We start from the raw sequence: 20,149 nt of genomic DNA, 5'->3' as shown, positions 1-20,149 counted from the left end.
CGATGACGCAGTCGACCGAGCCGTACGGCGCAGCGGAGGGACTCGTACGGGTGTACCCGGCGGATGCCGCGGCCGCGCGCCCGACGCCGGGCCTCGTCTGGGCGCACGGCGGCGGCTTCGCCGCGGGCGACCTCGACATGCCCGAGGCGGACTGGGTCGCGCGCTCCCTCGCTGCCCGCGGCGTCACGGTCGTCTCGGTCGACTACCGGCTCGTCGGCGACGGATGCCGCTACCCCGCGGTGTCCGACGACGTGCTCGCTGCCTGGCGCTGGACGCTCGCGCACGCCGAGGAGCTCGGCGTCGACCGCGACCGCCTGGCGCTGGGCGGGGCGAGCGCGGGCGCGAACCTCGTCGCGGGCGCCGTGCTGCGGCTGCTGCGCCCCGCCGATCGAGGAGCGGCGGGGCCGCGTATCGCGACCCACCCCGCCGGTCGAGTAGCGAGCGCCAGCGACCCCGCCGGTCGAGTAGCGAGCGCCGGCGAGCGTATCGAGACCAGCGCCCCGGGTCTCGATACGGGCGCTGCGCGCCCTACTCGACCGGCGGAGGGTACGGGCGCTGCGCGCCCTACTCGACCGGCGGAGGGGGCGGGCGCTGCGCGCCCTGCTCGACCGGCGGAATCGCCCGCGGGCGTGTTCCTCGCCTACCCGACCCTGCTCGCCGTGCAGCCGGCACCGGATGCCGCGCTGCGGGCGCTCCTCGACGCGAATCCCGACGCCGACCGCTTCGGTCCCGACCGCGTTCGCAGCATGTACGAGGCCTACCTCGGCGGCCCCGTCGACGATGCGCCGCTTCCGGCCGTGCCCGGCCGGGCCGCGGCATCCGACGTCGTGGGATTCCCGCCCGTGCTCATGATCAACGGCGAGGCCGACGAGCTCCGCGTCTCGGGCGAGGTGTTCGCCGCGACGCTCGTCGAGGCGGGCGTGTCGCTCGAGCTCTCGACCGAGGCTGGCACCGAGCACGGACACCTGAACCGGCCGGATGGGCCCGCGGCATCCGCCTCGATCGAGCGCGTCGTGCGCTGGATCGACGGGCTGTCGGGTCTCGATACGGGCGCTGAGCGCCCTACTCGACCGGCGGGCGCGGGCGCTGAGCGCCCTACTCGACCGGCGACATCCGACCACCTGACCACCCTCCGCACCAACGAAGGAATCCCCTCATGACGAACCAGGCTGCTGTCGACCTCATCGCGCGGTCGAACCGCCTCGGCGCCGACCCCAGGAACACGAACTACGCCGGCGGCAACACGTCGGCCAAGGGCACCGAGACCGACCCGGTCACGGGCGAGCCCGTCGAGCTGCTGTGGGTGAAGGGCTCGGGCGGCGACCTGGGCACCCTCACCGAGGCGGGCCTCGCGGTGCTTCGACTGGACCGGCTGCGCGCGCTCGTCGACGTCTACCCGGGCGTCGACCGCGAGGACGAGATGGTCGCCGCGTTCGACTACACCCTGCACGGCAAGGGCGGCGCGGCCCCCTCGATCGACACGGCCATGCACGGGCTCGTCGACGCGGCGCACGTCGACCACCTGCACCCCGACTCGGGCATCGCGATCGCGACGGCGGCCGACGGCGAGGAGCTCACGGCGAAGATCTTCGGCGACCGGGTCGTCTGGGTACCCTGGCGGCGTCCCGGCTTCCAGCTCGGTCTCGACATCGCCGAGATCAAGGCGGCGAACCCGCAGGCGATCGGCTGCATCCTCGGCGGCCACGGCATCACCGCGTGGGGCGACACGAGCGCGGAGTCGGAGCGCAACTCGCTCTGGATCATCGACACCGCCGCCGCGTACATCGCCGAGCACGGCAAGGCCGACCCGTTCGGTTCCGCACTGTCCGGTTACGGGCCGCTCGAGCCCGCCGAGCGCCGTGCGAAGGCCGCCGCCCTCGCCCCCACGATCCGCGGCCTCGCATCCCACGACAAGCCCATGGTCGGCCACTTCACGGACGCCCCCGAGGTGCTCGACTTCCTCGCGAGCAGCGAGCACCCGCGGCTGGCGGCGCTCGGCACGAGCTGCCCCGACCACTTCCTGCGCACCAAGGTGAAGCCGATGGTGCTCGACCTGCCGGCCGACGCCGGCATCGAGGCATCCATCGCGCGCCTGAAGGAGCTGCACGAGGCCTACCGCGCCGACTACCAGGCGTACTACGACGCGCACGCGGATGCCGCGTCGCCGGCGATCCGCGGCGCCGACCCGCTCATCGTGCTCGTGCCGGGCGTGGGCATGTTCTCGTACGGCGCGAACAAGCAGACCGCCCGCGTGGCCGGCGAGTTCTACATCAACGCCATCAACGTGATGCGCGGGGCGGAGGCGCTGTCGACGTACTCCCCCATCAGCGACGCCGAGAAGTTCCGCATCGAGTACTGGGCGCTCGAGGAGGCGAAGCTCCAGCGCATGCCCGAGCCCAAGCCGCACGCGACGCGGATCGCGCTCGTCACGGGCGCGGCATCCGGCATCGGCAAGGCCATCGCCACCCGCCTCGCGGCCGAGGGCGCGTGCGTCGTGATCGCCGACCTCGACCTGGAGAAGGCGCAGGCCGCGGCGGCCGAGCTCGGGTCGACGGATGTCGCGATCGGCGTGCAGGCGAACGTGACGGATGCGGCGGCCGTGCAGGCCGCGATCGACGACGCCGTGCTCGCCTTCGGCGGACTCGACCTCGTCGTGAACAACGCGGGACTCTCGCTCTCGAAGCCCCTGCTCGAGACCACCGAGGCCGACTGGGACCTGCAGCACGACGTCATGGCGAAGGGCTCCTTCCTCGTGTCGAAGGCCGCCGCCCGCGTGCTCATCGACCAGGGCCTCGGCGGCGACATCATCTACATCTCGTCGAAGAACTCGGTGTTCGCCGGACCGAACAACATCGCCTACTCGGCGACGAAGGCCGACCAGGCGCACCAGGTGCGCCTCCTCGCCGTCGAGCTCGGCGAGTACGGCATCAAGGTCAACGGCATCAACCCCGACGGCGTCGTGCGGGGCTCTGGCATCTTCGCCTCCGGCTGGGGCGCGAACCGCGCCAAGACGTACGGCATCGAGGAGGAGGACCTCGGCAAGTTCTACGCCCAGCGCACGATCCTCAAGCGCGAGGTGCTCCCCGAGCACGTCGCCAACGCGGTCATCGTGCTCACCGGGCCCGAGCTCAGCCACACCACCGGGCTGCACATCCCCGTCGACGCGGGCGTCGCGGCGGCGTTCCTGCGATGAGCGGAGGCACCGTCGCGGCGGTCGACCTCGGCGCGACGAGCGGGCGCGTCATCCTCGGCCGGGTCGACCAGCGCGCCGGCACGCTCGAACTCGGCCACGTCGCCCGGTTCCCCAACGGGCCCGTGCGCCTCGCCTCGGGCCTGCACTGGGACCTCACCGGCCTCTACCGCGACCTCACCCGCGGCCTCGCCGACGCGTTCCGCCGCGACCCCGCGGTCGCGTCGATCGGCGTCGACTCGTGGGCCGTCGACTACGGGCTGCTGCGCGGCGGTCGCCTGCTCGGCGAGCCCTTCCACTACCGCGACGAACGCAACGAGGCCGCAGTCGAGGCCGTGCACCGGGTCGTGCCGTTCGAGGAGCTCTACCGGCGCAACGGCCTGCAGTTCCTGCCGTTCAACACGGTCTACCAGCTCGCGGCGGAGCGCGACGCGGCGAGTGACGGTGCCCGACCGGGAGGCTGGCTCGACCTCGCCGATTCGCTCCTGCTGATCCCCGACCTCATCGGGTTCCAGCTCACGGGCGCGAAGGTGTCCGAGCGCACGAACGCGTCGACGACGGGCCTCGTCGCCGTCGAGTCGGGCGAGTGGGACGACGAGCTCATCGAGCGGCTCGGCTTCGGGGCATCCGTCTTCGCACCGCTCGTCTCGCCCGGCGAGTCGCTCGGCGGCCTCCGCGCCGGCGTCGCCGCCGACCTGGGCGCGCCCGCGGGCATCGAGGTCGTCGCGGTCGGATCGCACGACACCGCGTCGGCCGTCGTGGCCGTGCCGATGCGCGCCGAGTCGGCCGCCTACATCTCGTGCGGCACGTGGGGCCTCGTGGGCGTCGAGCTCGAGCACCCCGTGACGACGGATGCCGCGCGCGCGGCCAACTTCACGAACGAGGGCGGCGTCGACGGGCGCGTGCGGTTCCTGCACAACGTCATGGGACTGTGGCTGCTGTCGGAGTCGGTGCGGTGGTGGGAACGCGACGGCGAGGCGATCGACCTGGGCGGACTGCTCGCGGCCGCGGCATCCGTCACCGCGTCGGTGCCCGTGTTCGACGCGAACGACCCGCGGTTCCTGGCGCCGGGCGACATGCCGGGCCGCATCGCCGAGTGGTGCGCCGAGCACGGCGTCGCCGCGCCGGCGAGCCGCGCCGAGTTCGCGCGGTCGATCATCGAGAGCCTCGCCGAGGCGTTCGCCGGCGCCGTGCGCACCGCGTCGATCCTGTCGGGCGTCGACGTCGAGACGATCCACGTCGTCGGCGGGGGCGCGCTCAACGAGCTGCTCTGCCGGCGCACGGCGGATCGCTCCGGCATTCCCGTGCTCGCGGGCCCCGTCGAGGCGACCGCGATCGGCAACGTGCTCGTGCAGGCGCGGGCGCAGGGCTTCGCGAGGGGCGACCTCGAGTCGCTGCGCGCGCTCGTCGCCGCGGCGTTCGCGCCGAGGCGGTACGAGCCGTCGGGGCGCTGACGCGGGGCGGTGGGCGTGGATCGAAGGTCTCGATACGGCCGCGGGGCGGCCTCCTCGACCGGCGGCGGGTCAGTGCCCGTGGGCGAGCTGCTGCAGGCCGACGACGGCGAGGCCCAGCGCGACGAGCGCGCCGAGCGCGAGCAGCTGCTTCCACCAGGCGACGCGGGTTCGGCGCACCGCGACGTACCCGAGCAGGCCGAGCGTGACGAGGTACACGATCGAGGCGGCCCGCAGCGCGCCCTCGAGCTCGAACACGCCGAGTGCGGCGAGCGCGAGCACGAGCAGCGGCACGCTCGCCGACCCGACCGCCGAGCCGGCGGTGCGCAGCATGCGGCCGAGCTCGGCGCGGTCGGGGAACGCGGCGTGCACGGCGAGGTGCGCGATCACGTCGGCCACGAATCCCGCCGCGCTGATCGCCACGATGCCGACGAGCAGCGTGAGCGTCGCGCGCGCCGCGGTGATGTGCTCGACGTTCGTCTGCTGCACGAGCACGATCGCGAGGCCCGTGAAGGTCGCGTAGACGCGCTCCTTGAGCGCCTCGGCCCGTTCGTCGACGGGTCGGTCGTGCCGGCTCCGACGGCCCAGCGGCGATGTCCTGCCCCCGGCGTCGGCCGAAGCCTCGCCCGCCGCGTCGCCTGCCGCCCCGCCTGCCGCCTCCGTCATGCGCCCAAGCTAGCAGCGGCCGCGGCCTCTGGAAGGATTGCGGCATGACCGCACCCCGCCTGCTCGTGACCGTGCCCGGTGAGACCCTCCGCACCGCCCTCGCGGCGACGCCGGGCGGTGTGCCCGAGGGAGCCGAGGTGGTCGTCTGGGACCTGCGGTCATCGCCGCCGGCGCAGCACCTGGACATCGTCGTGCCGCCCTACATGGGCGCCGCGGCTCGCCTCGGGGCACTCGCCGGTCTCGATGTGCGGCTCGTGCAGTCGCAGTCGATCGGCTACGACGACGTGCCCGCCGCCCTGCCACCGGGCCACGTGTTCGCCAACGCGGCATCCGTGCACGAGACCTCGACCGCGGAGCTCGCCGTGGGCCTCGCGATCGCGGCGCAGCGCGGCATCCCCGACTTCGTGCGCGCCGCCGCCGAGGGCCGGTGGGCGCCCGCACGGCACGCCAGCCTCGCCGACCGACGGGTGCTGCTGCTCGGCTTCGGCGGCGTCGGCCAGGCGATCGAGGCGCGCCTCGCGCCGTTCGAGGTGGTGCTCACCCGGGTCGCGAGCCACGCGCGCGACGACGAGCACGGCCGCATCCACGGCATCGACGAACTGCCGGCGCTGCTGCCCGAGGCGGAGATCGTGATCGTCGGCGTGCCCCTCACCGATGCCACGACCGGCCTCGTCGACGCAGCCTTCCTCGCGGCGCTGCCCGACGGCGCCCTCGTCGTGAACGTCGCCCGCGGACCCGTCGCCGACACCGAGGCGATCCTCGCCGAGGCTGCGAGCGGGCGCCTGCGCTTCGCCCTCGACGTCACCGACCCCGAGCCGCTCCCCGAGGGCCATGCGCTCTTCGCCCTGCCGAACGTGCTCATCTCGCCGCACGTCGGCGGCGCGACGAGCGCGATGATCCCCCGCATGGCGCGGCTGCTCCGCGACCAGATCGAGCGGATGCTGCGCGGCGACGAGCCGCGCAACGTCGTGCTGCGCAGCTGACCGAGAGGACACCGATGCCACGCTTCGACCACGCCTTCGACTGGGTCCGCCGCCACGTCGAGGAGGGTCCGCTGCCCAGCGCGGTGCTCGGCGTGGCGACGGCAGCGGGGGTCGCCGCGCTCGACGGGTTCGGCGCGGCATCCGTCGACGACCACTACCCGCTGTTCTCGATCACGAAGCCCATCGTGGGGCTCGCGGCGCTGCACCTCGTGGAGCAGGGCCGGCTCACTCCCGAGACGCCGCTCACTGCGGCGATCCCCGAGTTCGGCACCGGGCGCGACGACGTCGTGCGCTTGCGGCACCTCGCGAGCCACACCTCGGGCATCGTCGAGCCGCCCCTCGACACCCCCGACGGGCTGCGGCCGTCGCTGCTCGCACCGGGTCGCGACTTCGCGGCCGGCGCCGTGTCGCGCTACTCGACGATCGCCTTCGAGGGCATCGCGGCGCTCATCGAGCACGCCTCCGGTGCGCCGTGGGAGCAGGCCGTGGCGCGGGTCGGCGAGCGGGCGGATGCCTCCGGCTTCACCTTCGACGCCTCGGTCTCGCCGCACGCCCCCGTCGAGGCAGCCGAGCAGGGGCTCGACTACGCCCGCTTCGCGGCGCTGCGGCATCCGGGAGCCGGGCTGCTGGCCCGCGCCGCCGACCTGCTCGCGGTGGGCAGCGCGCTGCTGCGCACCGACGGCTCGCTCGTCGCGCCGGTCACCGCCGAGGCGATGCTGCGCCCGCTCACCGCCGGCCTGCCGAAGCTCGAGCCCTACGTCGCCTCGCGCGGCCAGGACTGGGGCTTCACCTGGAACGTGCGGCAGTCCGCGCCGGGCCTGCTCGCGAACGACACGTTCGGCCACGGCGGCTGGGCCGGCACCGAGTTCTGGATCACGCCCTCGCGCGGCGTGTGCTTCGTGCTGCTCGCGAACGTGGGCGGGGGCATCGGGCGCTTCGGCCTCGACGCCGACCAGTTGCACAACGCGGTGGCCGCGGCATCCTGACCCGGGTTTCGACAGGCTCAACCAGCACAGGGCGGGTTGCTACTCGCTGACGCTGCCGATCGGCTGCACCTGCGCGTACCCCTCGAGGACCTCCTGGATGCGCGCGAGCGCGGCGACGTCGAGCCCGCCGTCGCCCGTGACGGCACGCCAGCCGTCGAGCACGACATCGCCGTAGTTGTGCCCGTACGACGCCGGGACGCTCTCGCCCATGAACATGTCGACGACGAGCTGCACGGCGGTGACGGCGGGGATCCAGCGCATCGAGTCGCTGAGGTCGTCCGAGCGCTGGCCGGACTTCAGCCAGTCGGGCTCGGCCCAGATGAGCTCGAGTCCGAGCCAGGTGACCGGGTCGGTGGCGTGCTGCAGGTACGCGACGCGTGGTTCCTCCCAGCCGGGGCCGAGCGCCCCGAAGTCGCCTGCCGTCGAGTGCCAGCGCACCTGCCGCCCGCCGTCGACCACGGGCTGCCACTGCGGGCTGCCCTCGTCGCGTCCCTCGGTGAGGGTGCGCCACAGCGCCGAGCCGTTGGGGCTGCCGACGAAGAGCGCGCCCTCGGTGCGGCCGCGCACGTCGTCGAGGTCGGCGAACGTCTCCTGGGCGCCGTGCGCGCCGAGGCTCAGCCCGTACGCGACCAGCTGGGGTCGATCGTCGGCGGGCAGCGTCTCCCACTTCGCGCGCACGGCGTCGAACAGGGCGACGGATGCCGCGACCGGCGCGTCGGGGTCGAACACGAACGACACCCAGCTCGGCGTGTACGCGTACTGCGTCGACACGATCGCGGTGTCGCCGCCGTGCAGGTACTCGATCGCGTCGACCGTCTGCGGCTCGAGCCATCCCGACCCGGTGGTCGTCGCGACGACGAGCACGTCGCGGTCGAAGCCACCCGTGCGCTCGAGCTCGCGCACGGCCATCGCGGCCCGCTCCTCGACGGTGGGCGCGTTCGCCTGCCCGACGTAGACGCGCACGGGCTCGAGTGCGGGCTCGCCGGTGAGTTCCTCGATGTCGGCGGCGCTCGGGCCGCCGCCGAGGAACGCGGTGCCGTGCCGGCCCACGAGATCCCAGTCGACCTCGGAGTCGGGACCCGCCGACCTCGCGCCGCTCACGGGCTCCGTCACCCACGGCGCCGCGGGCCCGTTGTTGGCGAGGTAGAGCCGGTCGAGCCCGAACATCACGACCGAGAGCAGCACGGCGACGCCCACGACCACCGTGGCGGCCGTCGCGACCGTGCCCCACGCGCGTCCCCACGTGCGCTCCGCGCGGCGGTACAGGCGCCGGATGCCGCGGCCGCTCGCGATGCCGAGCACCACGACGGGAACGAACCCCACGACGAACACGAGGAAGTCGAACCCGTCGACCTCCGGCATCCGCACCGCACGGCGCACCTCGTTCTGCCACCCGAGCGAGAGCACGGCGAGCACGACGGTGGCGACCGCGGCCACGCCGAGGTAGCTCCACCACGCGACGCGTCGCTGGTCGGTCGTCGGCCGCCACGCGACGAACCGACGCACGAGCCACCACAGGCCGACGCCGACGGCGTAGCCGATCGCGAAGCCGAACCCCGTGATGAGCCCCTGGAAGAGCGCCGGACGCGGCAGCAGCGACGGCGTCATCGAGAGCGCGGCGAGGAGCAGCCCGACGACGGCGCCCCCGGGGTCGAGCTGCCACCAGCGCCGTTCGCGCATCGTTCCCCCGTCACGCGTCGCCGCGGAGGCGCGCGACGTCACCCCGATCACGGCATCCGGCGGCCGCGTCACCGGGTCCAGGTGCCGAGTCCGTTCGCATCGAAGAACTGCAGCGTCATGCGGTCGCCCGCGCCGCCGCCGAGGGCGAACGTCGCCGACGACAGCGAGCCGTCGGGTGCGTTCTCACCCGTGGGCACGAACGCGAACGTGTCGCCGTCCCACGGCTCGAGGTCGAACTCGTAGCCGCCGTCGGGGCCGAGCTTCACGACGAGCGTATCGCCGTCGAGCTCCACCACGGCGTCGCCGAAGTACTCGTTCGACCAGGTGCCCACGAACGATTCGAGGGGGCCGGATGCCGCGGGGTCGGCCGGTGCCGTCTCGCCGGCGAGGTCGCCGGCGGGCGCGTAGTAGTGCGCGAGGGCCCCGTTGTAGGCGGGGTACCAGTCGCGCGTGCTCTCGCCGAACTGCACGCGGTCGAGGAACTCGGCGACGATCGCCTCGGCGGCGCCGACCGGACCGGCGTTCGTGAGTGCGACGACCCCGAGCCCGAGCTCGGGCACGATCTGGAAGTTCGTCGCGGCGCCGAGCGTGAACGCACCCGAGTGGCTGAGCGTGACGCGCCCGCTCGGCTGGGATCCGACGTTGAAGCCGTACCCGTACATTCCGGGCCGACCGGGGAACGGCGGATGTCCCGACACGACCTCGGCCGAGATGGCGGGCGTGAGCGCCTCGGAGTCGATGAGGTCGGTGCCCGCCGAGCTCCCCTGGCCGATGATGAGCGACATCCACTTCGCGATGTCGACGACGTTCGAGCTCACGCCGCCCGCGGGCGACTGGGCGTCGGGGTCGCGTTCGTAGAGCGGCTGGAACTTCCCGCCCACGAGCGCGTGCAGGGTCGCACGGTCGTCGCGCGCGACGAAGTCCTCGTAGCGCGAGCTCGTCGAGTCCATGCCGAGCGGTTCGTAGAGCTCCTGCTCCGACAGCGTCTCCCAGTCGACGCCCGCCGCGTTCGCGACGGCCTGCGCACCGGTCGTCATGCCGAAGTTCGCGTAGTTGTACGTGGTGCGGAACGGGTCGAGCGGCTCGAAGCGCAGGCGCTGGAGCACCTCGTCGCGGTCGTACCCGACGTCTTCGAGGTCGTCGCCCGCGGCCATGGGCAACCCCGACCGATGGGCGTACAGGTCGCCGATGGTCACGTGGTCGGTCACCCACGGATCGGAGAGGGCGAACCCGGGCACGAGGGGCGCGGCCGGGGTGTCCCAGTCGACGACGCCCGCGTCCACCTGGGTCGCGACGACGGTCGCGCCGATGGGCTTCGACATCGAGGCGATCTGGAACACCGTCTCCTTGTCGATCGGGTCGTCGCCGCCGATGACCTTGACGCCGAACCCGTCGGCGAACAGCAGCTCGTCGTCCTTCACGACCGCGACGGCGGCGCCGGGCACGCCCGACTCCTCGAGCACGCGCTCCACGATCGCCGGCAGCTCCTCGAGCGCTCCGTCGAGCCCGTCGGCGGCGAGCTCGACCGCGTCGCCCGCGGGCGTGTCGCCCGAGACGTGGCGCGGGGCGTACGCCGGTTCGGCGGTGCACCCGGCGAGCGCGAGCACTGCGGCCACGGCGATGACCGGAAGGGCGGAACGTGGGTGCGTCATAGGGGACTCCTCGCGATGGCCGTGCTCCCGAGACTATTGCCGATCGCGGATGCGGCGCTCACGCGCATCCGGGGGGCATGGCTACCCCGCGACGCGCGCCGACACCTGCCACGCACCGCGTCGCACCGCGCGCTCGAGCTCCCACGCCCGCGACGGCAGGTCCTTCGATGAGACCGACACCGACACCGCGCCGACGACGCGTCCGGCGGGGCTGCGCACGGGGGCGGCGATGCACGCCAGCTTCGGGAGGTACTCCTCGACCTCCACGGCGAGCTGCTGGGCGCGCACCTCGTCGAGCTGGTCGCGCAGCGTCGCGGCATCCGTGATGCTCGACGCCGTGAGCCGCGCCGCGCCGCGCCGCTCGAGGAACCGCGCCACGGCGGCGTCGTCGCGCGACGCGAGCATGAGCTTGCCGAACGCCGTGGTGTGCGAGGCCTCGGCGAAGCCGACGTGCAGCTGGCCGATGCGCGGGTGGTCGGGCGAGTCCGCGATGTGCGCCACGGCGATGTCGTCGCCGCGGAACACCGTGAGGTACGCGGGCGCGTGCACGGCGTCGTGGAGCGCCCGCAGCACCGCCCGCACCGGATCGGTCGCGACGAGTTGCACCTGGAGCGCCCTGCCGAGCTCGTCGACCGAGCGGCCCAGGATGTAGCGGTGCTCGCCGGGCTGGCGGGCGAGGTAGTCGTCGTGCTGCAGCGTCGCGAGCAGCCGGTAGGTGGTCGACTGGCCGAGGCCGAGGCGATCGGCGATCTCGGCCGCGGTGAGCCCGGTGGGGGCCGCGCCGACGAGTTCGAGGATGCGCAGCGCTCGCTCCGCCGACTGGATGCCCGCGCCGCCCCGGCGCTCCACTGCGCTCATGCCCCGATGCTACGCCGCGCGATCGGGGGCGTGTCCGGCCGAAGGCGACCCCGGCGATCGAGATCGGCCGGCGATTCGCACATAGTGCGAAGCAGGGGTGACGCGGGGTCCCGGCGACGCGCACGCTGGGTGCGCGGGGGCTCCGCGGCATCCGCCCGCCCGCCCGCACAGCCCACCGGGCCTGCACCCGCAGGCCCGACGTGCAGAGAGGTACACGATGTCGAAGATCCTCATCCTCACCGGCGACGCAGCCGAGACCCTCGAGGTGTTCTACCCCTACCACCGCCTGCAGGAGGCGGGCTTCGAGGTGCACATCGGCGCCCCCGAGGCGCGCACGCTGCAGTTCGTGGTGCACGACTTCGTCGACGGGTTCGACACGTACACCGAGAAGCTCGGGCACCGATGGCCGGCGGATGTCGCGTTCGCCGACGTCGACCCCGCCGACTACGTGGCGATCGTGGTGCCCGGCGGCCGTGCGCCCGAGTACATCCGCAACAACGAGGATGCGAAGCGCATCGTGCGGCACTTCTTCGAGACCGACCAGCCGGTCGCCGCGACCTGCCACGGCCCGCTGCTGCTCGCGGCGGCCGGCGTGCTGCAGGGCCGCACCTCGTCGGCGTACCCCGAGCTCGCGGTCGACGTGGAGGTGGCCGGCGGCGTGTTCGAGAACGGCGGCGGCGTGGTCGACGGACACCTCGTGACCGCCCGCGCGTGGCCCGACAACGGCACGTGGATGAAGGCGTTCCTCGAGGTGCTCGAGGCCGCCGGCGTGCGCGCCGACGCCCGGCTCGCGGGCGTCGCCGCCGGCTGAGCGCTCCCCGCTCTGCGGGTCGGGGAGACCCCTGCCGGTGCGGGTCGACGAGGCCGCCCGCGGCCGTCTCGAGACCTGAGGAGGACCCGCTTCTGCGCGTCGAGGAGGTCGCCCGCGGCCGTCTCGAGACCCGGTCCACGCGGCCGGGTCTCGAGCCCCCGCACCCCTCCTCGACCCACGACCCACCCATCCGGGCCTACGATCGAGGGGAACCCATCGACGGAAGGTCGGCATGCCCACTACGGCAGAACCCCGGGTCGCGCTCTACTTCGACTTCGACAACATCGTCATCTCCCGGTACGACCAGTTGCACGGCGACAGCCAGTACCGCAAGGACACCTCGCGCACCAAGGCCGTCTCGGCCGGCACGGTCGCGGCCGAGCGCCTCAAGCAGGCGACGGTCGACATCGACGCCGTGCTCGACTTCGCAGCGACGTTCGGCACGATCGCCATCGCGCGCGCCTACGCCGACTGGTCGACGCCCGTGAACGCGAGCTACCGCGGCCAGCTCATCGACCGCGCGGTCGACCTCGTGCAGCTCTTCCCGCTCTCGGCGACGAAGAACGGCGCCGACATCCGCCTCGCGGTCGACGCCGTCGAGGACATGTTCCGCATCGACGACCTCTCGCACATCGTCATCGTGGCGGGCGACTCCGACTACGTCGCGCTCGCGCAGAAGGCCAAGCGACTCGGCCGCTACGTCGTCGGCATCGGCGTCGCGGGCGGCACGAGCCGCGCGCTCACCGCCGCGTGCGACGAGTACGCCGACTACGACGCGCTGCTTGCCACGGATGCCGCGGTGCGGGACGACGAGGTCGAGGCCGCGCCGCGCGCCCCAGAGCCCAGGGCGGCGGCGTCAGGGCGCGGGGCAGCGGCCGAGCCGGCGGTGGCCGAGCCGGTCGCGGAGGCCGCCCCCGAGGCGGCAGCCCCGCCCGCGCGGCGCCGACGTGCATCGTCGAAGACCGTGACGGATGCGGCATCCGCCGACGCCGAGCCCGAGGCAGCCACGCCGACCGAAGCCCCGACGACCAAGGGGTCGTCGAAGGCCGTGCAGTTCGTGGCACCGGTCGAGCCGGGCGCCGCCGAGGACGGAGCGACGGGCACTCCCCGCAACCCGGGCCGCCTGCTGCTCAAGGCGCTCGAGCTCATGCGCGCGAAGAACGACCAGGAGTGGCAGTCGCCGAGCGCCGTGAAGAACCAGATGCTGCGCATGGACCCGTCGTTCCAGGAGCGGCGGCTCGGCTTCGCGACCTTCACCGACTTCCTGAAGTCGCGCGGCGGCGTCGTCGAACTCGACGAGTCGGGGCAGACCCGCGTCCGCATCCGCCCGAAGAAGGGCTGACGCCCGCCTCCGCGAAACGCCCCCGTTCCCTCGAACTGCGGGTCGTCGCGTCAGTCGCGCCCGCGGCGCCCGCCGCCCCCCGGGCCGTAGATGATGATCGCGGTCACCGGGATGATCAGGAACCACAGCCATGACCAGGCGAAGCTGCCGTTGAAGCCGGTGAGGAAGAAGAGGGCGACGGCGAGGAACGGGGTCAGCGCCATGATCGTGTCGCCGATGCGACCGCCGAGCGCTCGGGACGGGCGGGTCGGCTCCTCGGGCTCGTTCCGGCGACCGGGACCGTAGATGATGATGCCGACGATCGGGATCAGCAGGAACCACAGCCAGGCCCACATGAAGCTGACCTGGAACCCCGTGATGAAGAACAGGGCCACCGCGAGGAACGGCGTCACGCCCATGATCGTGTCGCCGATGCGGCCCCCGAGCGCCCGCGAGGGGCGCGGCGTCGACGCCTCGGCGACGGTGGCGGCGGGTGGCGCCGTCGCCGTCGTCGAGTAGGCCGCGACCCGCGGAGGCGCCGCCGTCGTCTCCGGCAGGTCCTCGAAGAGCGGCACGAGGTCCGCGCGAGTCAGCGCCGCTTGCGCCGCCGTGGCTCGTTGGTCGTACTCGGCGGACGTGAGGCGCCCCTCGGCACGGGCCACGGCGAGCTGCGCCACGGCGGCCTCCCGCTCGGCGTCGCTGAGTCGCTGCTCGGGCTGATCGGGGTTCGCGTATCCGCTCATCCGTCCAGCGTGCCCGCTCCGTTCGGCATGCGGCAAGGGTCGTACGGCCCGTGAGGTGCGCGCAGCGGAACCCCCTGTGTGGTCTGACCACATCTGGTACAGTGTGGTCAGACCACATGGGAGCGGCGAGGGGAACGAGCGGCATGGCAGCTGACGCATCCGCCGAGCCACGCGCCTGGGAGCAGGTGCTCCAGCACATCGAGCGCAGGCTGCTCGACGGCGACCTCGCCCCCGGCGATCGCCTTCCCGGCGAGCGCGCGCTGGCCGCGGAGCTCGGCGTCGGCCGCTCGAGCGTGCGCGAAGCCCTGCGGGTGCTCGAGGTGCTCGGGCTCATCCGCACGCACACGGGCTCCGGGCCCACCGCCGGCGCGATCATCATCGCCACGCCGGGCGGCGGCATGAGCGCCCTCATGCGCCTGCAGGTCGCGGCGAGCGGATTCCCCGTGGCCGACATCGTCGCGACGCGGCTCGTGCTCGAGGCATCCGTCGCGGGCGATCTCGCCGCGGCATCCGCCGTCGAGCCCGGGCCCGATCTCGCGGCGGCCGACCGCCTGCTCGACGCCATGGACGACGCGGCCCTCGCCGCCCCCGACTTCCTGGCGCTCGACGCGGCCTTCCACCTCGCGCTCGCCGAGGCGTCGGGCAACCAGGTCATCACCGCCACGATGGCGGGCCTGCGCAGCGGCATCGAGGGCTACGCGCTCGCCGGGCTCGCCCGCATCGACGACTGGCACGCGGCATCCGCCCGCCTGCGCAGCGAGCACCGCGGCGTGGTCGCCGCGATCCGGGCAGCGGATGCCGCGACCGCCCGCACCCGCATGCACGACCACATCTCGGGCTACTACGCCCAGACCTCCCCCGACCGCACTTTCGCCACCCCTGAGCCCCCTCCCCACCCCGCCGACCTCGACGAGGTCGCAGTCGATGTCGTTCCCACCGGCGAGAACGACATCACGTGAGACCCCGCCGCAGCCGAGACCGGCACGACACGACACGAACCCCGCCTGAGAGAGAGCAGCACATGGTCCAGCGCCAACTCCCCAAGATCGGCGAGCTCGCCGAGCTCATGAAGTTCAAGAAGCCCACCCTCAACCCCACCGAGCGCCGCCTCGAGAACGCGCTCACGATCGCCGACCTGCGCGACATCGCCAAGCGCCGCACGCCGAAGGCGCCGTTCGACTACACCGAGGGCGCCGCCGAGGGCGAGCTGTCGCTCGCGCGGGCGCGCCAGGCATTCCAGGACGTGGAGTTCCACCCGTCGATCCTGCGCAACGTGCCCGTGGTCGACACGAGCCGCGAGGTGCTCGGGGGCCCGAGCGCGCTGCCGTTCGGCATCGCGCCCACGGGCTTCACCCGCCTCATGCAGACCGAGGGCGAGGTCGCCGGGGCGGGAGCGGCGGGTGCGGCCGGCATCCCGTTCACGCTGTCGACGCTCGGCACGACCTCGATCGAGGACGTGAAGGCCGCGAACCCCACGGGCCGCAACTGGTTCCAGCTGTACGTGATGAGGAACCGCGAGATCTCGTACGAGCTCGCCCGCCGTGCGGCATCCGCCGGATTCGACACGCTCTTCTTCACGGTCGACACTCCCGTCGCGGGCGCCCGCCTGCGCGACAAGCGCAACGGCTTCTCGATCCCCCCGCAGCTCACGCCCGGCACGATCATCAACGCGCTCCCCCGCCCGGCGTGGTGGATCAACTTCCTCACGACCCCGAAGCTCGAGTTCGCGTCGCTGCAGTCGACGGGCGGCACCGTGGGCGAACTGCTCGACTCGGCGATGGACCCCACGATCTCGTTCGAGGACCTCGACGTCATCCGCGAGATCTGGCCCGGCAGGATCGTGGTCAAGGGCGTGCAGACCGTCGAGGACGCGAAGCTCCTCGCCGGCCGCGGCGTCGACGGCATCGTGCTGTCGAACCACGGCGGCCGGCAGCTCGACCGCGCGCCGATCCCGTTCCACCTGCTGCCGCACGTCGTGCGCGAGGTCGGCGACGACCTCGAGGTGCACGTCGACACGGGCATCATGAACGGCGCCGACATCGTGGCATCCGTCGCCCTGGGTGCGCGATTCACGCTCATCGGCCGCGCCTACCTCTACGGCCTCATGGCCGGCGGGCGTCGCGGCGTCGATCGCACCATCCAGATCCTGCGCGGCGAGATCGAGCGCACGATGAAGCTCCTCGAGGTCGCGACGCTCGACGAGCTCGGCCCGCAGCACGTCACGCAGCTCGCGCGGCTGCAGCCGGTCGCACGTCCGGTGGCGGATGCCGCGGAGCTCGCCGCGTCGCGCCTGCCCGTGCAGCTCTGAGTGGGCCCGCCTATCGAGCGTTGACGGCCTTGATCGCGGTCGAGGCCATGGCGTAGCTGCCCTCCTGGATGAAGTAGACATCCCAGGTCTGGTCAGCGTGGAGGATCTGCACGAGGAGCCCGATGCTCTGGGCGTCGACGTTCAGCAACCCGGACTTGAACTTGCCGTCCGAGGAGTAGTCGTACAGCGGACCGTTCGCGTCATGGTCGTAGGCGTAGGCGTCGGTCTCCCAGCGGCACGGGGCGCCGTCCGCCTGGCAGCCCACCCAGGCGGGGAATGCACTGCCGTCGGGCTGCGTCGGGGCGGTGAGGAAGCAGGGGTTCATCCGCGATGAACCGTGCGTCACCCGGATCATCGTCTTGCGGCCCGCCGGCTGGCTCACGGTGTAGTTGTCGTTGTTGGCGCTCATCACCACGAGGTCGCCTTCGACGAACGGCACGGGCACCCACTGCCCGTCGTCGTCGTAACCGAGTTGGCCGTCGACGAGCCGCTGGTACGACCCCGCGCAGCTCACCTCGCCCGAGACGTTCACGCCGCCGAGCCTGTTCACCATGACCTTCGTGACGCTCATCCAGTCGCCCGGTGGCTCGATGGCGGCCACCGCCGGCGCGGCGAACCCCACGCCCAGCGCCAAGGCGCCCACCACGGCGAGCAGTCCCAGTCGTGCCCTCATGATGAACCTCCTCGTCCACACGGCGGTCCCAGACGGAGCGCCCCGCTCCACCAACGTAACGGGAGCGGCGGCGCGGGACCGGGTCCTAGGTCACAGCGGGCGGAGCCGCGACCGCCGGGTCGCCTGCTCGGCCGCGATCGGTTCGGCGAGGTCCTGGCCGTCCGTTCGCTGCCACCGGCGGCGGTACCGCAGGAACCAGGTGAGCATGAGCGCCGAGGCGACGAGGTAGAACCCGTGGAGGAACCAGATGGGCCCGATCGGCAGGCTGAAGACGTAGACCGAGTACAGCACGTTGCCCGCGTTGGTGATCGCGAGGTTGCCCAGGCTGTACGACGAGAGATCCTTCGAACGGGCGGCCTTCACCAGCATGGGCAGGTAGCTCATGGCGAAGAGGCCGGCCGAGACGACGCCGGCGAACACTGCGACGTCCATGCATCCGACGCTACGGGCGACGCCCGGCCGGGGCATCAGGTGAATCACCCATTCTCGCGATCCGGATGGAGCGACCCGCTGCTCCGGTCGGCGCAATCACGTGGAGTCAGAGCAGGGCATGCTCGTAGGCGTAGGCGGTCGCCGCCGCCCGCGACGAGACGCCGAGCTTCGCGAACACGTTGCTGAGGTGGCGATCCACCGTCTTCTCGCTGAGGTAGAGCTCGCCCGCGATGGCGCGGTTGGTCTTCCCTTCCGCCACGAGGCACACGACCTCGACCTCTCGCGCCGTCAGCGGTGCCGTCGACCCCGCCCCACCGTGCGGCAGCGCGTCGACCGCGAGCAGATCGGGCAGCGCACCGAGTTCGGAGAACACCGCCCGGGCGGCCTCAGCGTCCATCGAGGCAGCCGTCTCGTCGCCGAGCATCCGCCAGGCTCGAGCCGAGAGCACCCGGCACCGAGCCGCCTCGTAGGGGGCGTCGACCTCCTGCCAGCTCGCCCACGCCGTGCGCAATGCACCGAGCGCGCCGCGGGCGTCGCCCTCCTCGAGGCGCACGGATGCCTCGCACCGGGCCGCGATGGCGCGCATGAGGGGCATCGCGTCGTCGGGTGTCGCGGCGGCCAGCTCGTCTGTCGCGGTCCGGGCGGCGGCGACGTCGCCGGCTGCGAGCTCGACCTCGACGAGCGCGGCGAGCAGTCCACGCCGTGTCGCGGGGTCGGCCTGCTCGACGGCCTCGCGGAGGAGGGAACGCGCGATGCGCACGTTCCCCTGCGCGAGTCGCAGCAGCGCGAGACCCGGCTCGGGCGGGTATCCGGCCTCGCCCGCGCGGTGGTAGGCCGCCTCGGCCGCCTCCGTCTCGCCGCGCAGTCGATGCACCTCGGCCTCCTGGTACCACGCACCGAAGACGCCGGCCCAGTCGCCCGCCCGCGCCCGATCCTGAGCGACTCGGGCTGCCGCCATCGCGTCCGTCCACGCGCCGTGGAGGCGGTACAGCTCCGCGCGGTGCGCCTGGCACTGTCCGCTGAACAGCACCATGTCGGGCCGTTCGCCGCACCAGTGGTCCAGCGCGATCGTCCATTGCTGCGCCCGCCGAACGTCGAAAGCGAGGTGGCAGCTTCCGATCACCGAGCAGTACACGATCCCGGATGCCACGGGCGAGACCTCGCCCGCGGTGACCGCCACCATCGCCTCGTCGAGCAGGGCGAGGCCCCCCGCCGCATCGCCGAGCATGATCTTCGCCTGTCCGTGCCCGAGCTGCGCCAGCGTCACCCCGTCGCGGTCGTGGAACCGGCGCCCGATCACGAGCGCCTGCTCGAACGTCCGGGCAGCGAGCTCCGGCTGCCCCGAGTACAGGTGTCCGAGCGCGGCCGGTATGAGCAGGAGCGCACCGGCGGCCTCGGCCGAGGGGTCCTCGGACACGATGCGGCGGGCCCGCGCGAGCCAGCCGTTGGCTCGCGCGTCATCGCCCTGTCCCTCGAGGTAGAGGCCGATCCAGGTGGCGCACCGGGCCGCGCCGACGGCGTCGACCCCGAGGAAGGCCTCGTGCGCCCGCGTGCCGAGGTCGATGCCCGCGACGTCCTGCCCGAGCAGCAACGCGGCCGTGGCGAGCTGCTCGAGGTCCGCCGCCGCGAGCGGGCGCTCCGCGTCGGCATCCGTCAGCGCGCGGAACGCGTCGCCCCACCGGTGCTCGGCGAAGGCCGAGCGACCGTCTTCGAGAAGCCCCGAGGGATCCATGATTCCGCCCTGCGGCGAGTGCCGAGGTGGCCGTCGGCGCTGCGGCGCCCGTCGAATACCGGCACCGTACCGCCGTGGAGCACGGGCCGCAAGGATCGACGGCGGTGCTGTACGCGACGGCGCACCCCGCGATCGGCGGGGTGCACCTGTGGCGATGCCGGCTCAGCGCGCGTGCTGCAGTTTCATCCGCCGCACTCGACGCTTCGCGACCTTCTTGTTCTGCTCGCGGTCCGTCGGCGTCATCACGGCGGTGATGATCGTGCGGACTGCCGCCTTCACCGGCATCGACTGCGACTGGGTGGCCTGCACGCGCTGGCGCTTGATCGAGCCCGCCCGCCGCTTCGGGTCGGCCGAGGTGGAACGTCGCTCGTTGCGCGGCCCGAGCCGCGCGGACGCGCGCTCGAGGCGTACCGCCGACCGGCGAGCGCGACGGGTTGCCGCGCGCGGGCTCTCGCCGCGCTCCTTCTTCGCCCGCTCGAGCTGCGTGCGCTCGGTCGCCGCGACCGCCTCGAGCTTGCCGCGCGTCGGCTGCGGAAGGGTGGAGGCGAGCTTGCGAGCCTCGGCGTTCGCCTTCTTGGCGGCCTTCAGCGCGCGAGCGGACTCGGTGCGCTCCTGCTTCGTCGTGCGTGTCGTTGCTCGTGCCATTTCGGGGACTCCCTCCGT

The 20,149-nt window shown here is 73.1% G+C and carries 18 protein-coding genes; 9 read left to right on the top strand and 9 right to left on the bottom strand.

Translation table 11 applies throughout. From position 1 onward, the window contains the following. Positions 1-2: 2 nt before the first annotated feature. From EDM22_RS02980 to EDM22_RS02970, 3 genes are read left to right on the top strand one after another with little or no spacing between them, the layout of a single operon-like run. Entirely contained in the window at positions 3-1,160 is a 1,158-nt protein-coding gene (locus EDM22_RS02980) for an alpha/beta hydrolase (RefSeq protein WP_122935556.1), read from the top strand. Beyond that, positions 1,157-3,193: a bifunctional aldolase/short-chain dehydrogenase gene (locus tag EDM22_RS02975; RefSeq protein WP_122935555.1), complete on the top strand. Its 2,037-nt coding sequence runs from the start codon at positions 1,157-1,159 to the stop codon at positions 3,191-3,193. The genes EDM22_RS02980 and EDM22_RS02975 overlap by 4 nt, the downstream gene beginning before the upstream one ends. Continuing rightward, complete coding sequence (locus EDM22_RS02970; RefSeq protein WP_122935554.1) at positions 3,190-4,644, top strand: rhamnulokinase; 1,455 nt, start codon at positions 3,190-3,192, stop codon at positions 4,642-4,644. Before EDM22_RS02975 ends, EDM22_RS02970 begins: the two co-directional genes overlap by 4 nt. A gap of 69 nt (positions 4,645-4,713) precedes the next feature. Here the strand turns inward: EDM22_RS02970 and EDM22_RS02965 are convergent, their stop codons facing one another. Further along, positions 4,714-5,307, bottom strand: a complete 594-nt coding sequence (locus EDM22_RS02965) for a hypothetical protein (RefSeq protein ID WP_122935553.1) — start codon at positions 5,305-5,307, stop codon at positions 4,714-4,716. Positions 5,308-5,351: 44 nt separating this feature from the next. Here EDM22_RS02965 and EDM22_RS02960 point away from each other — a divergent pair, with 44 nt between their 5' ends. Next, a complete protein-coding gene (locus tag EDM22_RS02960; RefSeq protein ID WP_122935552.1) occupies positions 5,352-6,290 on the top strand; it encodes a 2-hydroxyacid dehydrogenase in 939 nt (312 codons plus the stop codon). A 14-nt stretch (positions 6,291-6,304) separates the two neighbouring features. Then, the gene (locus tag EDM22_RS02955; protein WP_122935551.1) at positions 6,305-7,276 is read left to right on the top strand and encodes a serine hydrolase domain-containing protein; all 972 of its coding nucleotides are present in this window, start codon (positions 6,305-6,307) and stop codon (positions 7,274-7,276) included. Between the two features lie 39 nt (positions 7,277-7,315). Here the strand turns inward: EDM22_RS02955 and EDM22_RS02950 are convergent, their stop codons facing one another. The 3 genes from EDM22_RS02950 to EDM22_RS02940 all read right to left on the bottom strand — a co-directional run bounded on the left by EDM22_RS02950 (position 7,316) and on the right by EDM22_RS02940 (position 11,466). Further along, positions 7,316-8,956 carry an alpha/beta hydrolase gene (locus tag EDM22_RS02950; RefSeq protein ID WP_138708009.1) on the bottom strand — a complete coding sequence of 547 codons (1,641 nt, stop codon included), beginning with the start codon at positions 8,954-8,956 and terminating at the stop codon, positions 7,316-7,318. A gap of 68 nt (positions 8,957-9,024) precedes the next feature. Then, complete coding sequence (locus EDM22_RS02945; RefSeq protein ID WP_122935549.1) at positions 9,025-10,608, bottom strand: serine hydrolase; 1,584 nt, start codon at positions 10,606-10,608, stop codon at positions 9,025-9,027. Positions 10,609-10,689: 81 nt separating this feature from the next. Next, entirely contained in the window at positions 10,690-11,466 is a 777-nt protein-coding gene (locus EDM22_RS02940) for an IclR family transcriptional regulator (protein WP_122935548.1), read from the bottom strand. 217 nt (positions 11,467-11,683) lie between these two features. Here EDM22_RS02940 and EDM22_RS02935 point away from each other — a divergent pair, with 217 nt between their 5' ends. Both EDM22_RS02935 and EDM22_RS02930 read left to right on the top strand, forming a co-directional pair. Continuing rightward, positions 11,684-12,277, top strand: coding sequence for a DJ-1/PfpI family protein (locus EDM22_RS02935; RefSeq protein ID WP_122935547.1), 594 nt, complete (start codon positions 11,684-11,686; stop codon positions 12,275-12,277). A gap of 232 nt (positions 12,278-12,509) precedes the next feature. Next, positions 12,510-13,619, top strand: coding sequence for an NYN domain-containing protein (locus EDM22_RS02930; protein WP_122935546.1), 1,110 nt, complete (start codon positions 12,510-12,512; stop codon positions 13,617-13,619). A gap of 50 nt (positions 13,620-13,669) precedes the next feature. On the opposite strand, the gene EDM22_RS02925 is transcribed toward EDM22_RS02930, so the two are convergent. Further along, the gene (locus tag EDM22_RS02925) at positions 13,670-14,341 is read right to left on the bottom strand and encodes a DUF1707 SHOCT-like domain-containing protein (RefSeq protein ID WP_170963986.1); all 672 of its coding nucleotides are present in this window, start codon (positions 14,339-14,341) and stop codon (positions 13,670-13,672) included. A 143-nt stretch (positions 14,342-14,484) separates the two neighbouring features. Here EDM22_RS02925 and EDM22_RS02920 point away from each other — a divergent pair, with 143 nt between their 5' ends. Both EDM22_RS02920 and EDM22_RS02915 read left to right on the top strand, forming a co-directional pair. After that, a complete protein-coding gene (locus EDM22_RS02920) occupies positions 14,485-15,300 on the top strand; it encodes a FadR/GntR family transcriptional regulator (RefSeq protein WP_122935544.1) in 816 nt (271 codons plus the stop codon). A 62-nt stretch (positions 15,301-15,362) separates the two neighbouring features. Beyond that, complete coding sequence (locus EDM22_RS02915) at positions 15,363-16,649, top strand: alpha-hydroxy acid oxidase (RefSeq protein ID WP_122935543.1); 1,287 nt, start codon at positions 15,363-15,365, stop codon at positions 16,647-16,649. Between the two features lie 10 nt (positions 16,650-16,659). Here EDM22_RS02915 and EDM22_RS02910 read toward each other — a convergent pair whose 3' ends face one another. The 4 genes from EDM22_RS02910 to EDM22_RS02895 form a co-directional block, all read right to left on the bottom strand. Further along, positions 16,660-17,322, bottom strand: a complete 663-nt coding sequence (locus EDM22_RS02910) for a hypothetical protein (protein WP_122935542.1) — start codon at positions 17,320-17,322, stop codon at positions 16,660-16,662. A gap of 90 nt (positions 17,323-17,412) precedes the next feature. Next, on the bottom strand, positions 17,413-17,754 hold the full coding sequence (locus tag EDM22_RS02905; protein WP_245989140.1) for a hypothetical protein: 342 nt from the start codon (positions 17,752-17,754) through the stop codon (positions 17,413-17,415). 106 nt (positions 17,755-17,860) lie between these two features. Then, positions 17,861-19,486 carry a LuxR family transcriptional regulator gene (locus EDM22_RS02900; protein WP_122935541.1) on the bottom strand — a complete coding sequence of 542 codons (1,626 nt, stop codon included), beginning with the start codon at positions 19,484-19,486 and terminating at the stop codon, positions 17,861-17,863. A 162-nt stretch (positions 19,487-19,648) separates the two neighbouring features. After that, entirely contained in the window at positions 19,649-20,131 is a 483-nt protein-coding gene (locus EDM22_RS02895; protein ID WP_122935540.1) for a hypothetical protein, read from the bottom strand. Positions 20,132-20,149: the final 18 nt, after the last annotated feature.

This window comes from Agromyces tardus (genome assembly GCF_003710805.1).
Lineage (GTDB): Bacteria > Actinomycetota > Actinomycetes > Actinomycetales > Microbacteriaceae > Agromyces > Agromyces tardus.
The sequence above is the reverse complement of the archived record's forward strand: the minus strand, read 5'-3'. Positions and strand labels throughout refer to the sequence as shown.

Coding starts and splice junctions, on each gene's coding strand:
- EDM22_RS02960 (WP_122935552.1), top strand. CDS start 5,352: ATGACCGCACCCCGCCTGCTCGTGACCGTGCCCGGTGAGACCCTCCGC.
- EDM22_RS02965 (WP_122935553.1), bottom strand. CDS start 5,307: ATGACGGAGGCGGCAGGCGGGGCGGCAGGCGACGCGGCGGGCGAGGCT.
- EDM22_RS02940 (WP_122935548.1), bottom strand. CDS start 11,466: ATGAGCGCAGTGGAGCGCCGGGGCGGCGCGGGCATCCAGTCGGCGGAG.
- EDM22_RS02935 (WP_122935547.1), top strand. CDS start 11,684: ATGTCGAAGATCCTCATCCTCACCGGCGACGCAGCCGAGACCCTCGAG.
- EDM22_RS02905 (WP_245989140.1), bottom strand. CDS start 17,754: ATGGACGTCGCAGTGTTCGCCGGCGTCGTCTCGGCCGGCCTCTTCGCC.
- EDM22_RS02925 (WP_170963986.1), bottom strand. CDS start 14,341: ATGAGCGGATACGCGAACCCCGATCAGCCCGAGCAGCGACTCAGCGAC.
- EDM22_RS02915 (WP_122935543.1), top strand. CDS start 15,363: ATGGTCCAGCGCCAACTCCCCAAGATCGGCGAGCTCGCCGAGCTCATG.
- EDM22_RS02920 (WP_122935544.1), top strand. CDS start 14,485: ATGGCAGCTGACGCATCCGCCGAGCCACGCGCCTGGGAGCAGGTGCTC.
- EDM22_RS02900 (WP_122935541.1), bottom strand. CDS start 19,486: ATGGATCCCTCGGGGCTTCTCGAAGACGGTCGCTCGGCCTTCGCCGAG.
- EDM22_RS02975 (WP_122935555.1), top strand. CDS start 1,157: ATGACGAACCAGGCTGCTGTCGACCTCATCGCGCGGTCGAACCGCCTC.
- EDM22_RS02910 (WP_122935542.1), bottom strand. CDS start 17,322: ATGAGGGCACGACTGGGACTGCTCGCCGTGGTGGGCGCCTTGGCGCTG.
- EDM22_RS02955 (WP_122935551.1), top strand. CDS start 6,305: ATGCCACGCTTCGACCACGCCTTCGACTGGGTCCGCCGCCACGTCGAG.
- EDM22_RS02950 (WP_138708009.1), bottom strand. CDS start 8,956: ATGCGCGAACGGCGCTGGTGGCAGCTCGACCCCGGGGGCGCCGTCGTC.
- EDM22_RS02895 (WP_122935540.1), bottom strand. CDS start 20,131: ATGGCACGAGCAACGACACGCACGACGAAGCAGGAGCGCACCGAGTCC.
- EDM22_RS02945 (WP_122935549.1), bottom strand. CDS start 10,608: ATGACGCACCCACGTTCCGCCCTTCCGGTCATCGCCGTGGCCGCAGTG.
- EDM22_RS02930 (WP_122935546.1), top strand. CDS start 12,510: ATGCCCACTACGGCAGAACCCCGGGTCGCGCTCTACTTCGACTTCGAC.
- EDM22_RS02970 (WP_122935554.1), top strand. CDS start 3,190: ATGAGCGGAGGCACCGTCGCGGCGGTCGACCTCGGCGCGACGAGCGGG.
- EDM22_RS02980 (WP_122935556.1), top strand. CDS start 3: ATGACGCAGTCGACCGAGCCGTACGGCGCAGCGGAGGGACTCGTACGG.